This is a genomic window from Pseudomonas hygromyciniae (assembly GCF_016925675.1).
Taxonomy (GTDB): Bacteria; Pseudomonadota; Gammaproteobacteria; order Pseudomonadales; family Pseudomonadaceae; genus Aquipseudomonas; species Aquipseudomonas hygromyciniae.
Map to the genome: position 1 here is coordinate 5,885,823 of NZ_CP070506.1, position 13,094 is coordinate 5,898,916.

15 protein-coding genes and 1 pseudogene are annotated in these 13,094 nt (G+C 60.2%); 10 read left to right on the plus strand and 6 right to left on the minus strand.

Annotated elements, in window-relative coordinates:
- Positions 1-189 precede the first annotated feature (189 nt).
- Positions 190-552, plus strand: a complete 363-nt coding sequence (locus tag JTY93_RS26695) for a cupin domain-containing protein (protein WP_169991081.1) — start codon at positions 190-192, stop codon at positions 550-552.
- Positions 553-632: 80 nt separating this feature from the next.
- On the opposite strand, the gene rpmG is transcribed toward JTY93_RS26695, so the two are convergent.
- Both rpmG and rpmB read right to left on the minus strand, forming a co-directional pair.
- A complete protein-coding gene (gene rpmG, locus JTY93_RS26700) occupies positions 633-788 on the minus strand; it encodes a 50S ribosomal protein L33 (RefSeq protein ID WP_003176906.1) in 156 nt (51 codons plus the stop codon).
- 11 nt (positions 789-799) lie between these two features.
- Entirely contained in the window at positions 800-1,033 is a 234-nt protein-coding gene (rpmB, locus tag JTY93_RS26705) for a 50S ribosomal protein L28 (RefSeq protein ID WP_007920377.1), read from the minus strand.
- A gap of 458 nt (positions 1,034-1,491) precedes the next feature.
- Here rpmB and JTY93_RS26710 point away from each other — a divergent pair, with 458 nt between their 5' ends.
- Positions 1,492-3,084 carry an ABC transporter substrate-binding protein gene (locus JTY93_RS26710; RefSeq protein ID WP_205476809.1) on the plus strand — a complete coding sequence of 531 codons (1,593 nt, stop codon included), beginning with the start codon at positions 1,492-1,494 and terminating at the stop codon, positions 3,082-3,084.
- A 47-nt stretch (positions 3,085-3,131) separates the two neighbouring features.
- Here the strand turns inward: JTY93_RS26710 and radC are convergent, their stop codons facing one another.
- Entirely contained in the window at positions 3,132-3,806 is a 675-nt protein-coding gene (gene radC / locus JTY93_RS26715) for a RadC family protein (protein WP_205476808.1), read from the minus strand.
- 131 nt (positions 3,807-3,937) lie between these two features.
- Between radC and coaBC the strand changes: the two genes are divergently transcribed.
- The 4 genes and pseudogenes from coaBC to argB all read left to right on the plus strand — a co-directional run bounded on the left by coaBC (position 3,938) and on the right by argB (position 8,089).
- Complete coding sequence (gene coaBC, locus JTY93_RS26720; protein ID WP_029289805.1) at positions 3,938-5,146, plus strand: bifunctional phosphopantothenoylcysteine decarboxylase/phosphopantothenate--cysteine ligase CoaBC; 1,209 nt, start codon at positions 3,938-3,940, stop codon at positions 5,144-5,146.
- 5 nt (positions 5,147-5,151) lie between these two features.
- The gene (dut, locus tag JTY93_RS26725) at positions 5,152-5,607 is read left to right on the plus strand and encodes a dUTP diphosphatase (protein ID WP_029289808.1); all 456 of its coding nucleotides are present in this window, start codon (positions 5,152-5,154) and stop codon (positions 5,605-5,607) included.
- 148 nt (positions 5,608-5,755) lie between these two features.
- Positions 5,756-7,162 (plus strand): annotated as a pseudogene (locus tag JTY93_RS26730) (phosphomannomutase/phosphoglucomutase); the annotation flags it as partial.
- Between the two features lie 21 nt (positions 7,163-7,183).
- Complete coding sequence (gene argB / locus JTY93_RS26735; RefSeq protein ID WP_029289812.1) at positions 7,184-8,089, plus strand: acetylglutamate kinase; 906 nt, start codon at positions 7,184-7,186, stop codon at positions 8,087-8,089.
- A 166-nt stretch (positions 8,090-8,255) separates the two neighbouring features.
- On the opposite strand, the gene pyrE is transcribed toward argB, so the two are convergent.
- The gene (gene pyrE / locus JTY93_RS26740; RefSeq protein ID WP_205476806.1) at positions 8,256-8,900 is read right to left on the minus strand and encodes an orotate phosphoribosyltransferase; all 645 of its coding nucleotides are present in this window, start codon (positions 8,898-8,900) and stop codon (positions 8,256-8,258) included.
- An 82-nt stretch (positions 8,901-8,982) separates the two neighbouring features.
- On the opposite strand from pyrE, the gene crc reads away from it, so the two are divergent.
- The gene (gene crc, locus JTY93_RS26745) at positions 8,983-9,762 is read left to right on the plus strand and encodes a catabolite repression control protein Crc (RefSeq protein WP_029289816.1); all 780 of its coding nucleotides are present in this window, start codon (positions 8,983-8,985) and stop codon (positions 9,760-9,762) included.
- A 58-nt stretch (positions 9,763-9,820) separates the two neighbouring features.
- Here the strand turns inward: crc and JTY93_RS26750 are convergent, their stop codons facing one another.
- Together JTY93_RS26750 and rph are read right to left on the minus strand one after the other, a co-directional pair.
- Entirely contained in the window at positions 9,821-10,189 is a 369-nt protein-coding gene (locus JTY93_RS26750) for a DUF4870 domain-containing protein (protein WP_169955413.1), read from the minus strand.
- A 23-nt stretch (positions 10,190-10,212) separates the two neighbouring features.
- Positions 10,213-10,935 carry a ribonuclease PH gene (gene rph / locus JTY93_RS26755; RefSeq protein ID WP_057961002.1) on the minus strand — a complete coding sequence of 241 codons (723 nt, stop codon included), beginning with the start codon at positions 10,933-10,935 and terminating at the stop codon, positions 10,213-10,215.
- Positions 10,936-11,167: 232 nt separating this feature from the next.
- Here rph and JTY93_RS26760 point away from each other — a divergent pair, with 232 nt between their 5' ends.
- From JTY93_RS26760 to rpoZ, 3 genes are all read left to right on the plus strand, one after another.
- Positions 11,168-12,031 carry a YicC/YloC family endoribonuclease gene (locus tag JTY93_RS26760; protein WP_169991070.1) on the plus strand — a complete coding sequence of 288 codons (864 nt, stop codon included), beginning with the start codon at positions 11,168-11,170 and terminating at the stop codon, positions 12,029-12,031.
- A gap of 10 nt (positions 12,032-12,041) precedes the next feature.
- The gene (gene gmk, locus JTY93_RS26765; protein WP_029289824.1) at positions 12,042-12,662 is read left to right on the plus strand and encodes a guanylate kinase; all 621 of its coding nucleotides are present in this window, start codon (positions 12,042-12,044) and stop codon (positions 12,660-12,662) included.
- Positions 12,663-12,829: 167 nt separating this feature from the next.
- A complete protein-coding gene (rpoZ, locus tag JTY93_RS26770; protein WP_057440512.1) occupies positions 12,830-13,093 on the plus strand; it encodes a DNA-directed RNA polymerase subunit omega in 264 nt (87 codons plus the stop codon).
- Position 13,094: the final 1 nt, after the last annotated feature.

Below are 13,094 nucleotides of genomic sequence, written 5' to 3' on the forward strand. Positions count from 1 at the left end.
TATCACCAGTTCCCTTCCAAATGCTTGCCCGGCCAGCCAGCTATTCGGTCCGAGGCACCCGCCACCCTAAACCAGCCGCCAGGGATGTTTCAATATATTTGACATAACGGCGGCAAACGCCCTTGCGATGTTCATTTTAATAAACATAGACTTTGGCTCTCCAACCCCAGGCCTAGACGGGATACGTGCATGAACATTCAGGATGTCGTCGATTTCAGCCAGGCGAACACCGCCGCCGAACGCTACCGCCCCGCCGCAGAAAAAATCCTCAAGGGCGACCCCGAGCAGACGCTCTACAACCACTACAACAGCCCGTGCGGCCAGATGAACGCCGGGGTCTGGGAGGGTGAAGTCGGGCAATGGACGGTGAACTACACCGAACACGAGTACTGCGAGATCGTGCAGGGGGTTTCGGTGCTACGCGATGCCGCTGGCAACGCCAAGACCTTGCGCGCCGGCGATCGCTTCGTGATCCCGGCCGGCTTCAGCGGCACCTGGGAAGTGCTGGAGCCGTGCCGCAAGATCTACGTGGTGTTCGAAGAAAAGGCCTGATCGGTCGATTGCGACTTTTCAAAGACGAAAAAAAACCCGCATCGTGAGATGCGGGTTTTTTTCACAAGAAAGAAAACCAATTACTTGATTTTGCCTTCTTTGTAGATCACGTGCTTGCGAACGCGCGGGTCGAACATTTTCTTTTCGAGCTTGTCCGGGGTAGTACGCTTGTTCTTGTCGGTAGTGTAGAAGTGACCAGTACCGGCGCTAGAGATCATTCGAATCAATTCACGCATGATATAGCTCCTTAGATTTTGCCGTCGCGGCGCAGTTCAGCGAGCACGACAGTGATGCCACGCTTGTCGATGATGCGCATGCCTTTGGCAGATACGCGCAGACGGACAAAACGTTTCTCTTCTTCAACCCAGAAGCGGTGATGCTGCAGGTTTGGCAGGAAACGACGACGGGTTTTGTTGTTTGCGTGGGAAATGTTATTCCCAGTCACCGGACCCTTACCGGTAACTTGACAGACTCTCGACATGCCTCAGCCCTCTAAAACCACATGCCCAACCCGGCATGGGTTGGCCGCTTAATCTCTCAGTCATTTGGCGCCAGGCGCCGCGTTTCTTTAAGGGTCTTACCGGCTACACCTACAGTGAAGGAACCGGGCCCCTAGAAAAGAGCGCTGCTTTATACCAGAAAGACCCCAATGCAACAACAGCCGGTGTGTTTTTCCCGCTGTAAATCTCGCCCGAACAGGTCTCAAGCGCTGCCAGGGTGGGCCGCCGTGCTGCCGAACCGCTCGTCGCACCGAATGATTTATCGCCGCTATTTGTAGGCCAAGGCCCTGGGCAAAATGACCTGAAGTGCCATCAAAACAGTATTTGCCGTAAATGCACAGGCAAAAATGGGCTAGTCATTTACGAATCAGCCCACTACGGTAGGACTTTTCCAGACTGCACTCGCAGATGGGCCTCCGATCTGCAAAGGAAACCGACCATGCGCCTCGCTGCCCTGCCACTCCTGCTCGCCCCGCTCTTCCTCGTCCCACAGGCCCAGGCGGCCGGCACGTTGAGCGTCTGCACCGAGGCCAGCCCCGAAGGGTTCGACGTGGTGCAATACAACTCGCTGACCACCACCAACGCCTCGGCGGATGTGCTGATGAACCGCCTGGTGGACTTCGACGCCGCGAGTGGCAAGCTGGTGCCAAGCCTGGCCGATAGCTGGGAAGTCTCGCCGGACGGCCTGACCTATACCTTTAAATTGCACCCGGACGTCAAATTCCACCGCACCGCGTATTTCAACCCAAGCCGCAGCCTCACCGCCGAAGACGTGCGTTTCAGCTTCGAGCGCATGCTCGATCCGGCCAACCCCTGGCACCAGATCGCCCAAAGCGGCTTCCCCCACGCCCAGTCGCTGCAACTGCCAGCGCTGATCAAGAAGATCGACGCCCTTGACCCGCTGACCGTGCGCTTTACCCTGGATCACGCCGACTCCACCTTCCTCGCCGCGCTGAGCATGGGCTTTGCCTCGATCTACCCCGCAGAATACGCCGACAAGCTGCTCAAGGCCGGCACCCCGGAAAAACTCAATAGCCAACCCATCGGCACCGGGCCCTTCGTTTTCGGGCGCTTCCAGAAAGATGCGGTCATTCGCTACAAGGCCAACCCGGATTACTTTGCCGGCAAGCCTGCTGTGGATAACTTGATCTTTGCTATCACCCCGGATGCCAATGTGCGCCTGCAGAAACTGCGCCGGGACGAATGCCAGATCGCCTTGTCACCCAAACCCCTGGATATTGGCGAGGCGCAAAAGGATGCAGCGCTCAAGGTAGAAAAAACCGCAGCGTTCATGACCGCCTTCGTCGCCATCAACAGCCAGCACCCGCCACTGGACAAACCCGAGGTGCGCCAGGCAATCAACCTGGCCTTCGACAAGGCCAGCTACCTCAAGGCCGTGTTTGAAGGCACCGCCGAAGCCGCCAATGGGCCTTACCCAGCCAATACCTGGAGCTATGCCAAGGAGTTGCCGGGTTATCCACAAGACATCGCCAAGGCCAAGGCACTGCTGGCCCGAGCCGGCCTGAGTGACGGCTTCAAGACTACGATCTGGACGCGACCATCGGGCAGCCTGCTCAACCCCAACCCGAGCCTGGGCGCCCAGTTGTTACAGGCGGACCTGGCCAAGGTCGGCATCCAGGCAGAGATTCGCGTGATTGAATGGGGCGAGCTGATTCGCCGCGCCAAGGCCGGCGAGCACGATCTGCTGTTCATGGGCTGGGCCGGCGACAACGGCGACCCGGATAACTTCCTGACCCCGCAATTTTCCTGTGCTGCGGTCAAATCCGGCACCAACTTCGCCCGTTACTGCGACCCTGCGTTGGACAAGCTGATCAGCGCCGGCAAGACCACCAACGAGCAAGGCGTGCGCAGCAAGCTGTACCAACAAGCGCAGGCGCAGATCCAGCAGCAGGCGCTGTGGTTGCCACTGGCCCATCCGACAGCCTTTGCCCTGACGCGCAAGAATGTCGAGGGGTATCAGGTCAGCCCGTTTGGGCGCCAGGATTTCTCCAAAGTCAGCGTCACCCCCTGACCCTTCCTATGTAGGAGCCGGCTTGCCGGCTCCTACGAGGGATTGCGCTATATCCAGCCGTACTCAGCCATCGACAGCGGATCACCCTCGCCGACGATGATGTGATCCAACACCCGCACGTCCACCAGATCCAGGGCTTTTTGCAGCACCCTGGTCAATTTTCGATCAGCGATGCTCGGCTCGGCATTCCCGGAGGGGTGGTTGTGGCATAGGATCAAAGCCGCCGCGTTGTAGTCCAGGGCGCGCTTGACCACTTGTCGTGGATAAACCGTGGCGTTGTCGATGGTGCCCTGGAACAACGCTTCGAAGCCCAGCACCCGGTGCCTTGAATCGAGAAACAGGCAGCCAAATATCTCGTGGGGCTGATGGCGCAACAGCGCCTTGAGGTAATCACGCACGGCGACCGGGCTTTCCAGTACCGACTCATTACGCACATGCTCGGCCAGATGGCGCCGGCCCATTTCCAGCACCGCCTGCAACTGGGCAAATTTAGCCGGCCCCAGCCCCAGATGCTGGACGAATATGGCCTGCCGGGCCTCCAGCAGTGCGCGCAGGCTGCCAAACTGCTCCAGCAGATGGCGCGCCAGATCCACTGCGCTTTTACCCGAGACGCCGGTGCGCAGGAATATCGCCAGCAACTCGGCATCCGAGAGGCTCGCCGCCCCCAACTCCAAAAGCCTCTCCCGCGGACGCTCCGCCGCAGGCCAATTGCGAATACTCATGGCACCTCCCTGTGCATGTGCGCCGCTGTTGCATGGCGGACGCTGTGTTATCTTAGCCCCTCTTTTTTGCGCGCGATTTCTCCTGGGGAGGGGGGATCGCAACGCCATCACTGAACTGGAAAGGCAAACCAATGCAGCGTCTGTATCGGAAACGCATCGTTCTCGGCGTCGGCGGCGGCATTGCCGCCTACAAGAGCGCAGAGTTGGTTCGCAGGCTCCTGGACCAGGGCGCTGAAGTGCGCGTGGTCATGACCCGTGGCGGCAGTGAGTTCATTACCCCGCTGACCATGCAAGCCCTGTCTGGCCACCCGGTTCACCTGGACCTGCTGGACCCGGCGGCCGAAGCTGCCATGGGCCATATCGAACTGGCCAAATGGGCCGACCTGGTGCTGATCGCACCCGCCACCGCCGACCTCATCGCACGCCTCGCCCAGGGTATTGCCGACGACCTGCTGACCACGCTGGTACTGGCCACCGACGCTACCGTCGCCATCGCCCCGGCGATGAACCAGGCCATGTGGCGCGACCCAGCCACCCAGGCCAACACCCAATTGCTGCAAAGCCGTGGCCTCAAAGTCTTCGGCCCGGCCTCCGGCAGCCAGGCCTGTGGCGACGTCGGCCTGGGCCGCATGCTCGAAGCCACTGACCTGGCGCTGTGCGCCGCCGAGTGTTTCCAGCACCTGGCCCTGACCGGCAAGCACGTACTGATTACCGCCGGCCCGACCCAGGAAAACATCGACCCCGTGCGCTACATCACCAACCATAGCTCAGGCAAAATGGGCTTCGCCCTGGCTGAAGCGGCGGTTGAGGCAGGCGCGCGCGTGACCCTGATCACCGGCCCGGTGCACCTGCCGACCCCGGACCGGGTCACCCGCATCGACGTAGTCAGCGCCCGTGACATGCTCGCGGCCTGTGAGGCAGCGATTCCCTGCGATGTGTTTATCGCTTCGGCAGCGGTCGCAGACTACCGCCCGGAAGTAGTTGCGCCGCAAAAACTCAAGAAAGACCCTACAAGCGGCGACGGCCTGCTCCTGCAAATGGTCCGTAACCCGGACATTTTGGCCACCATCGCCACCCGCGCAGATCGGCCGTTCAGCGTCGGTTTCGCCGCCGAGACTGAAAACCTGCTGGACTACGCCGCACGCAAACTCAAAGACAAAAACCTCGACCTGATCGTTGCCAATGATGTCGCCAACCCGAGCATCGGTTTCAACAGCGAGGAAAACGCCTGCAGCGTGATCGACCGCGAACTGCACGCGACCCTTTTCGCCCAGACCAGCAAGGGCAAGATTGCCCGCCAACTGATCTCTTTTATCGCCCAACGGCTGAACCAGGTTTAATTTCCATGCACGCTTTGCAAGCCAAGATCCTCGACCCCCGCATCGGCAGCGAATTCCCACTGCCGGCCTACGCCACACCGGGCTCCGCCGGCCTGGACCTGCGCGCCATGCTCAAGCAAGACACCGTCCTTGAGCCGGGCCAGACCCTGCTGATCCCCACTGGCCTGTCGATCTACGTCGGCGATCCCGGCCTGGCCGCGCTGATCCTGCCGCGCTCGGGCCTGGGCCACAAACACGGTATCGTCCTGGGCAACCTGGTAGGCCTGATCGACTCCGACTACCAGGGCGAACTGATGGTCTCGTGCTGGAACCGTGGCCAGACCGCCTTCAACATCGCCGTCGGCGAGCGTATCGCCCAACTGGTGCTGGTACCGGTGGTGCAGGCGCATTTCGAGCTGGTGACCGAGTTCGACGAAACCCAGCGTGGCGCAGGCGGTTTCGGGCATTCCGGCAGCCACTGACTACGCTCAGGCATGCCGTGCTCCGCGTCCGGCATGCCCCGATGGCATTTTCGCACCACGAACTCTAGGCCAAAAACGCCGTCTTACCCTTCAGTTTGAGCCTGCCGGTCGCCATATTCAGGCCTGTCCGCCCCGTATCGATGGAGTTTCCCCAGTGATGAGCAACGCAGCCCCAGTCGCACCGACGTTTCCCGACAGCATTTTCCGCGCCTACGACATCCGTGGCGTCGTCCCGAAAACCCTGACCGCCGAAACCGCCTACTGGATCGGCCGCGCCATTGGCTCCCAAAGCCTGGCCCAGGGCGAGCCTAACGTCTCTGTGGGGCGTGACGGCCGCTTGTCCGGCCCCGAGCTGGTGGAACGCCTGATCCAGGGCCTGGCCGACAGCGGCTGCCATGTCAGTGACGTAGGCCTGGTGCCGACGCCGGCGCTGTACTACGCCGCCAACGTGCTGGCCGGCAAGTCGGGCGTGATGCTCACCGGCAGCCACAACCCATCGGACTACAACGGCTTCAAGATCGTGATCGCCGGCGACACCCTGGCCAACGAACAGATCCAGGCCCTGCATACTCGCCTGAAGACCAATGACCTGACCAGCGGCAAGGGCAGCATCACCAAGGTCGATATCCTCCAGCGCTACTCCGATGAAATCACCCGTGACATCAAGCTTGAGCGTCGCCTGAAGGTCGTGGTGGACTGCGGCAACGGCGCCGCCGGCGTGATCGCCCCACAACTGCTCGAAGCCCTGAACTGTGAAGTAATCCCGCTGTTCTGCGAGGTCGATGGCAACTTCCCCAACCATCACCCGGACCCGGGCAAGCCTGAGAACCTGGTGGACCTGATCGCCAAGGTCGAAGAAGTGGGCGCCGATGTCGGCCTGGCCTTCGATGGCGACGGCGACCGCGTGGGCGTGGTGACCAACACCGGTAGCATCGTGTTCCCCGACCGCCTGCTGATGCTGTTCGCCCGCGACGTGGTCGCGCGCAACCCCGGTGCCGAGATCATCTTCGACGTCAAATGCACCCGGCGCCTGACACCGCTGATCAAGGAATACGGTGGCCGCCCACTGATGTGGAAGACCGGTCACTCGCTGATCAAAAAGAAAATGAAGGAAACCGGCGCCCTGCTGGCTGGCGAGATGAGCGGCCATGTGTTCTTCAAGGAGCGCTGGTTCGGTTTTGACGACGGTATCTATAGCGCCGCCCGCTTGCTGGAGATCCTCAGCAAGGAAAAATCCAGCGCCGAGGATCTGTTCGAGACCTTCCCGAACGATATTTCTACGCCGGAAATCAATATCCATGTGACCGAAGAGAGCAAATTCAGCATCATTGACGCACTGCATGATGCGCAATGGGGCGAAGGTGCCAACCTGACCACCATTGATGGTGTGCGAGTCGATTATGCCGAAGGCTGGGGCCTGGTTCGTGCGTCCAACACCACTCCGGTGCTGGTCCTGCGTTTCGAGGCGGATACCGAGGCCGAGTTGCAGCGCATCAAGGACGTGTTCCACGCCCAGTTGAAACGTGTTGCCCCTGATCTCCAACTACCGTTCTGATTATTTGCCCCGGAGCCCTGAATGACCCTCGAACGCGAAGCCGCCGCCAACACCGCCAAGGTCCTTTCCGAAGCGCTGCCTTACATTCGACGCTACGTCGGCAAGACGCTGGTGATCAAGTACGGCGGCAATGCCATGGAAAGCGACGAGCTGAAAACCGGCTTTGCCCGCGATATCGTGCTGATGAAAGCCGTCGGGATCAACCCAGTGGTGGTCCACGGCGGCGGCCCGCAGATCGGTGACCTGCTCAAGCGCTTGTCCATCGAGAGTCATTTCATCGACGGCATGCGCGTCACCGATGCGCAGACCATGGACGTGGTGGAGATGGTCCTTGGCGGCCAGGTGAACAAAGACATCGTCAACCTGATCAACCGTCATGGCGGCAGCGCTATCGGCCTGACCGGCAAGGACGCCGAACTGATCCGCGCGAAGAAGCTCACCGTGACCCGCAAGACCCCGGAGATGACCCAGCCGGAAATTATCGACATTGGCCAGGTAGGCGAAGTGATCGGCATCAACACCGACTTGCTGAACCTGCTGGTCAAGGGTGACTTCATTCCGGTGATCGCACCGATCGGCGTGGGTGCCAACGGTGAGTCCTACAACATCAACGCCGACCTGGTGGCTGGCAAGGTGGCCGAGGCCCTGAAGGCCGAGAAGCTGATGTTGCTGACCAACATCGCCGGCTTGATGGACAAGGAAGGCAAGGTATTGACCGGCCTGACCACCCAGCAAGTCGACGACCTGATCGCCGACGGCACCATCTACGGCGGCATGCTGCCGAAGATCCGCTGCGCACTCGAAGCCGTACAAGGTGGCGTAGGCAGCTCGCTGATCATTGATGGACGGGTGCCGAACGCTGTGTTGCTGGAGATCTTTACCGATACCGGCATGGGCACGCTGATCAGCAATCGCAAGCGTCCTTAAGCACCAGAAAACAAAAGGCCCCGCTCAATCAAATTGAGCGGGGCCTTTTGTTTGCACGCGATCCAAATGTGGGAGCGGGCTTGCTCGCGAAAGCGGAGTGTCAGTCACTGAATATGTTTCTGACCTACCGTGTTCGCGAGCAAGCCCGCTCCCACAGGGTTCGGTATCAGACGCCGAATTGCTCTCGGTATGCACGAACAGCCGGCAAATGCTGCTTGAGCTGTGAGTCGTCTTCGAGGAACTGCAATACCTGGTTCAGCGAGACAATGCTCACCACCGGGATTGCGAAGTCACGCTCCACTTCCTGGATCGCCGACAACTCACCGTTGCCACGCTCCTGGCGGTTCAGGGCAATCAGCACGCCAGCAGCCTTGGCGCCGTCCTGGGACGCAATGATCTGCATCACTTCGCGAATCGCGGTGCCAGCGGTGATCACATCGTCGATGATCAGTACATCACCGGTCAACGGAGCGCCGACCAGGCTTCCGCCTTCGCCGTGGGCCTTGGCTTCCTTGCGGTTGAAGCACCACGGCAGGTCCCGGTCGTGATGTTCTGCCAGGGCCACTGCGGTCGCGGCGGCCAGCGGAATACCTTTGTAGGCCGGGCCGAATAGCACATCGAAGGAAATACCGCTTTCAACGATGGCAGCAGCGTAGAAACGCCCCAGTTGCGCCAGGGCAGAACCCGAGTTGAACAGGCCGGCATTGAAGAAGTATGGGCTGGTGCGCCCGGACTTGAGGGTGAACTCACCGAAGCGCAAAACCCCGCGATCGATGGCAAAACGAATGAAATCGCGTTGATACGCCTGCATGAAAAAAGCCTCAGATACCACGGATTTAGCTAAATAGGTAGACGGCGTGTATCATACACGCACGCGATTTTTGGGGCCATTTATGCGGATCATCAGTGTGAACGTTAATGGTATTCAGGCTGCAGTCGAGCGTGGTTTGCTCAGTTGGCTGCAAGCCCAGAATGCCGACGTCATCTGCCTGCAGGACACCCGCGCCTCCGCCTTTGAACTGGACGACCCAGCCTTCCAACTGGATGGCTACTTCCTTTATGCCTGTGATGCCGAAGTCCCTGCCCAAGGTGGCGTGGCTCTGTATTCACGGTTGCAACCCAAGGCGGTCATCAGCGGCCTCGGCTTCGAGACAGCCGATCGCTACGGGCGCTACCTGCAAGCCGATTTCGACAAAGTCAGTATTGCTACCTTGCTGCTCCCTTCGGGGATGAACGGCGATGAAGACTTGAACCAGAAGTTCAAGCTAATGGACGATTTCGCCCGTTATCTGGATAAACAGCGACGCAAACGTCGCGAGTACATTTATTGTGGCTCGTTGTACGTGGCGCAACAGAAGCTGGATATCAAGAACTGGCGCGACAGCCAGCAATCCCCGGGTTTCCTGGCGCCGGAACGGGCCTGGATGGACGAGATTGTCGGCAACATGGGCTATGTAGATGCCCTGCGCGAAGTCAGCCGTGAAGGCGACCAGTACAGCTGGTGGCCGGACAACGAACAGGCCGAGATGCTCAACCTGGGCTGGCGTTTTGACTACCAACTGCTGACCCCCGGCCTGCGCCGGTTTGTCCGCAGCGCACGTCTGCCTCGTCAACCGCGCTTCTCGCAACACGCGCCGTTGATCGTGGACTACGACTGGACCTTGACCATCTAAGGTCAATATCCAGGCACAAAAAAACCGACATCGCTGTCGGTTTTTTTGTGGGTGATCATTATTTGATCAATCGCCATGTGAGCGGGTAACGGTAGGCAATGCCTTTATTGGCCTTGACCCCGCCGATGATGGTCAACACCAGCGCGGCGATCACCAACACCACCATCAGCAGGAAGCCGATCACCACGAACCCCAGGACAAAGCAGACCAGCCATGCAATAGCCACGGTCAGTTGGAAGTTCAGCGCTTCCTTGCCCTGATCATCGATCAACGGATCCATGTCCTTCTTCACCTGCCACAGGATCAAAGGGCCCAGCACACTGCCAAAAGGGAACACCAGGCCAAGGAACGCCGCGAAGTGACAGAGCATCGCCCACTGGCGCACTTCCTTGTTCTGGGCTGACACGGGAAGCTGGTTGTCACTCATGGCGTTACTCCTTGAGGCCGGTTTCAGTCAGCCAGTGCGGCGTTCTGCAGTTCGAAGATTTCGCTCATGCCTTTCTGGGCCAGGGCCAGCATGGCGTTCAGGTCTGCCGGCTGGAACGGCGCGCCTTCGGCGGTGCCCTGCACTTCGATGAACCCGCCGGTGCTGGTCATGACCACGTTCAGGTCGGTCTCGGCCGCCGAGTCTTCCAGGTAGTCCAGGTCCAGCACAGGCTCGCCCTGGTACATGCCCACCGATACGGCCGCAATCATCTGCTTGAGCGGGTCGCCGCCTTTCAGGCCGCCGCGCTTCTTGATCACTTTCAGCGCATCGACCAGGGCCACCATGGCGCCAGTGATGGACGCGGTGCGGGTGCCGCCGTCGGCCTGGATCACGTCGCAGTCGACGTACAGGGTCACATCGCCCAGCTTGGACATGTCCAGCGCAGCGCGCAGGGAACGGCCGATCAAGCGCTGGATTTCCAGAGTGCGACCGCCCTGCTTGCCACGGCTGGCTTCACGCTGGTTACGTTCGCCGGTGGCGCGCGGCAACATGCCGTATTCGGCGGTCAACCAACCCTGGCCCTGGCCTTTGAGGAAACGCGGCACGCCGTTTTCAACGCTGACGGTGCAGATGACCTTGGTATCGCCAAACTCGACCAGTACAGATCCCTCGGCGTGTTTGGTGTAGTTGCGGGTGATGCGGATCGAGCGGAGCTGATCGGCAGCGCGACCACTTGGACGTTTCATAGGGGATACCTGTACTAAGGACGAAAAACTGCCGAGCATTATAGAGCCGCAGGCCGCTTCGCGGCACTGCTAATAAATTCGGTTACTAAAGGGCTGCCCTGGCACCCCTTGTCACAGCCAGCATTTGGGGGCGCTTGCCCCGTTGCGCTACAATCCTGCGCCTTCGCAGCCAGTCGGCTTCAATCTACCCACCAGCCCGCCCATTGGCGGGACTGTATCGCGAGGTACCTCCATGGTGCATAGCATGACCGCCTTCGCCCGCGTCGAAAAAGCCGGCGCCCAAGGCACGCTGAGCTGGGAATTGCGCTCGGTCAACAGCCGCTACCTGGAGCCGCACCTGCGCCTGCCCGAGTCCTTTCGCGACCTTGAAGGCGCAGTGCGCGAAGCGCTGCGCGCCGGCATCTCCCGCGGCAAGCTGGAGTGCACCCTGCGCTTTACCGAGGAAACCACCGGCAAGCCGCTGCAGGTTGATCGCGAGCGCGCTGCACAATTGGTCGCTGCCGCTGAAACGATTGCCAGCCTGATCAAGCAGCCGGCGGCACTGAACCCACTGGAAGTCCTGGCCTGGCCAGGCGTACTGGTGGCCGACGCCACTGACCCACAGGCCCTGAACGCCGAGGCCCTGGCCCTGTTCAACCAGGGCCTCAAGGAGCTCAAGGCCGGCCGTGAGCGCGAAGGCGCCGAACTGGCCCGGCTGATCAATGAGCGCCTGACCGCCATCGAAGACGACGTCGTGACCCTGCGCGAGCTGGTGCCACAAATGCTGGCCACCCAGCGCCAGAAAGTCCTCGACCGCTTCACCGACATGAAGGCCGACCTCGATCCGGTACGCCTGGAACAGGAAATGGTTCTGCTCGCACAAAAAAGCGACGTCGCCGAAGAACTCGATCGCCTGAGCACCCATATCCTGGAAGTGCGCCGCGTGCTCAAGTCGGCCGGTGCCGCTGGTCGGCGCCTGGACTTCCTGATGCAGGAACTCAACCGCGAAGCCAATACACTGGGCTCCAAAGCCTTCGATCCGCGCAGCACCCAGGCTGCGGTCAACCTCAAAGTGTTGATCGAGCAGATGCGCGAACAAGTACAGAATATTGAGTAAGGCAACTCCCATGACCCATAGCACCGGCACCCTTTACATTATTTCTGCGCCCTCGGGCGCGGGCAAAAGCAGCCTGGTCAAAGCCCTGACCGACACTAACCCGGAGATCCGCGTATCGGTCTCCCACACTACCCGCGCCATGCGCCCGGGTGAGGTGAACGGTGTGAACTATCACTTCGTCGAACGCAGCGAGTTCGTGAAGATGATCGAGCACGGTGATTTCCTGGAGCGCGCCGAAGTGTTTGGCAACCTCTATGGCACGTCCCAGAGCCACTTGCAGCAGACCCTGGACGAAGGCCACGACCTGATCCTGGAAATCGATTGGCAGGGCGCCGAACAGGTCCGCCAATTGATGCCCAAGGCACGCTCGATCTTTATCCTGCCGCCGTCCCTGGAGGCCTTGCACCAGCGCCTGAACAATCGCGGCCAGGACAGCGACGAGGTCATCGCCGGGCGCATGCGCGAAGCTGTCAGCGAAATGAGCCACTATGTGGACTACGACTACCTGATCATCAACGACGATTTTGCCCACGCCCTGGACGACCTGAAGGCGATTTTCCGCGCCAATCAGCTCCAGCAAAAACGCCAACAGCAGCGTTTTGGCAAATTGTTGGCCGAACTGCTCGGTTGAATGGCTCTTCCCAAAACCGCTGCGAGGGCCTTACATTGGCACTTGTAGCGCGTTTGCCGGGGCCTGCGGAAAATCAGCGCTTCCCTAAACGCTGGTGATTTTTTAAACTGTTGAGTCCGCTCGCCCAACCGGGCAGCGCGCATCTTGCATTCGCTCCGAGGAATACCATGGCCCGCGTAACCGTTGAAGACTGCCTAGAACACGTGGATAACCGCTTTGAGCTGGTCATGCTCTCTACCAAGCGTGCCCGTCAATTGGCCACTGGCGGCAAAGAGCCGTTGCTCAATTGGGAAAATGACAAGCCTACCGTAATGGCCCTGCGCGAAATCGCTGCCGGCGTGATGAGCTATGAGTACATCGCCAGCGCTGAAATCGTTGAAGACGAACCGCTGTTTGCAGCGTTCGAGGACGAGTCCAACGAGGCCGTCTAAG

What these genes read in the sequence shown, in the direction of transcription:
- argB (WP_029289812.1), top strand. Translation starts at nt 7,184, where the DNA reads ATGACCCTCGAACGCGAAGCCGCCGCCAACACCGCCAAGGTCCTTTCC.
- JTY93_RS26710 (WP_205476809.1), top strand. Translation starts at nt 1,492, where the DNA reads ATGCGCCTCGCTGCCCTGCCACTCCTGCTCGCCCCGCTCTTCCTCGTC.
- crc (WP_029289816.1), top strand. Translation starts at nt 8,983, where the DNA reads ATGCGGATCATCAGTGTGAACGTTAATGGTATTCAGGCTGCAGTCGAG.
- coaBC (WP_029289805.1), top strand. Translation starts at nt 3,938, where the DNA reads ATGCAGCGTCTGTATCGGAAACGCATCGTTCTCGGCGTCGGCGGCGGC.
- radC (WP_205476808.1), bottom strand. Translation starts at nt 3,806, where the DNA reads ATGAGTATTCGCAATTGGCCTGCGGCGGAGCGTCCGCGGGAGAGGCTT.
- gmk (WP_029289824.1), top strand. Translation starts at nt 12,042, where the DNA reads ATGACCCATAGCACCGGCACCCTTTACATTATTTCTGCGCCCTCGGGC.
- JTY93_RS26760 (WP_169991070.1), top strand. Translation starts at nt 11,168, where the DNA reads ATGGTGCATAGCATGACCGCCTTCGCCCGCGTCGAAAAAGCCGGCGCC.
- rph (WP_057961002.1), bottom strand. Translation starts at nt 10,935, where the DNA reads ATGAAACGTCCAAGTGGTCGCGCTGCCGATCAGCTCCGCTCGATCCGC.
- rpmB (WP_007920377.1), bottom strand. Translation starts at nt 1,033, where the DNA reads ATGTCGAGAGTCTGTCAAGTTACCGGTAAGGGTCCGGTGACTGGGAAT.
- dut (WP_029289808.1), top strand. Translation starts at nt 5,152, where the DNA reads ATGCACGCTTTGCAAGCCAAGATCCTCGACCCCCGCATCGGCAGCGAA.
- rpmG (WP_003176906.1), bottom strand. Translation starts at nt 788, where the DNA reads ATGCGTGAATTGATTCGAATGATCTCTAGCGCCGGTACTGGTCACTTC.
- rpoZ (WP_057440512.1), top strand. Translation starts at nt 12,830, where the DNA reads ATGGCCCGCGTAACCGTTGAAGACTGCCTAGAACACGTGGATAACCGC.
- JTY93_RS26750 (WP_169955413.1), bottom strand. Translation starts at nt 10,189, where the DNA reads ATGAGTGACAACCAGCTTCCCGTGTCAGCCCAGAACAAGGAAGTGCGC.
- JTY93_RS26695 (WP_169991081.1), top strand. Translation starts at nt 190, where the DNA reads ATGAACATTCAGGATGTCGTCGATTTCAGCCAGGCGAACACCGCCGCC.
- pyrE (WP_205476806.1), bottom strand. Translation starts at nt 8,900, where the DNA reads ATGCAGGCGTATCAACGCGATTTCATTCGTTTTGCCATCGATCGCGGG.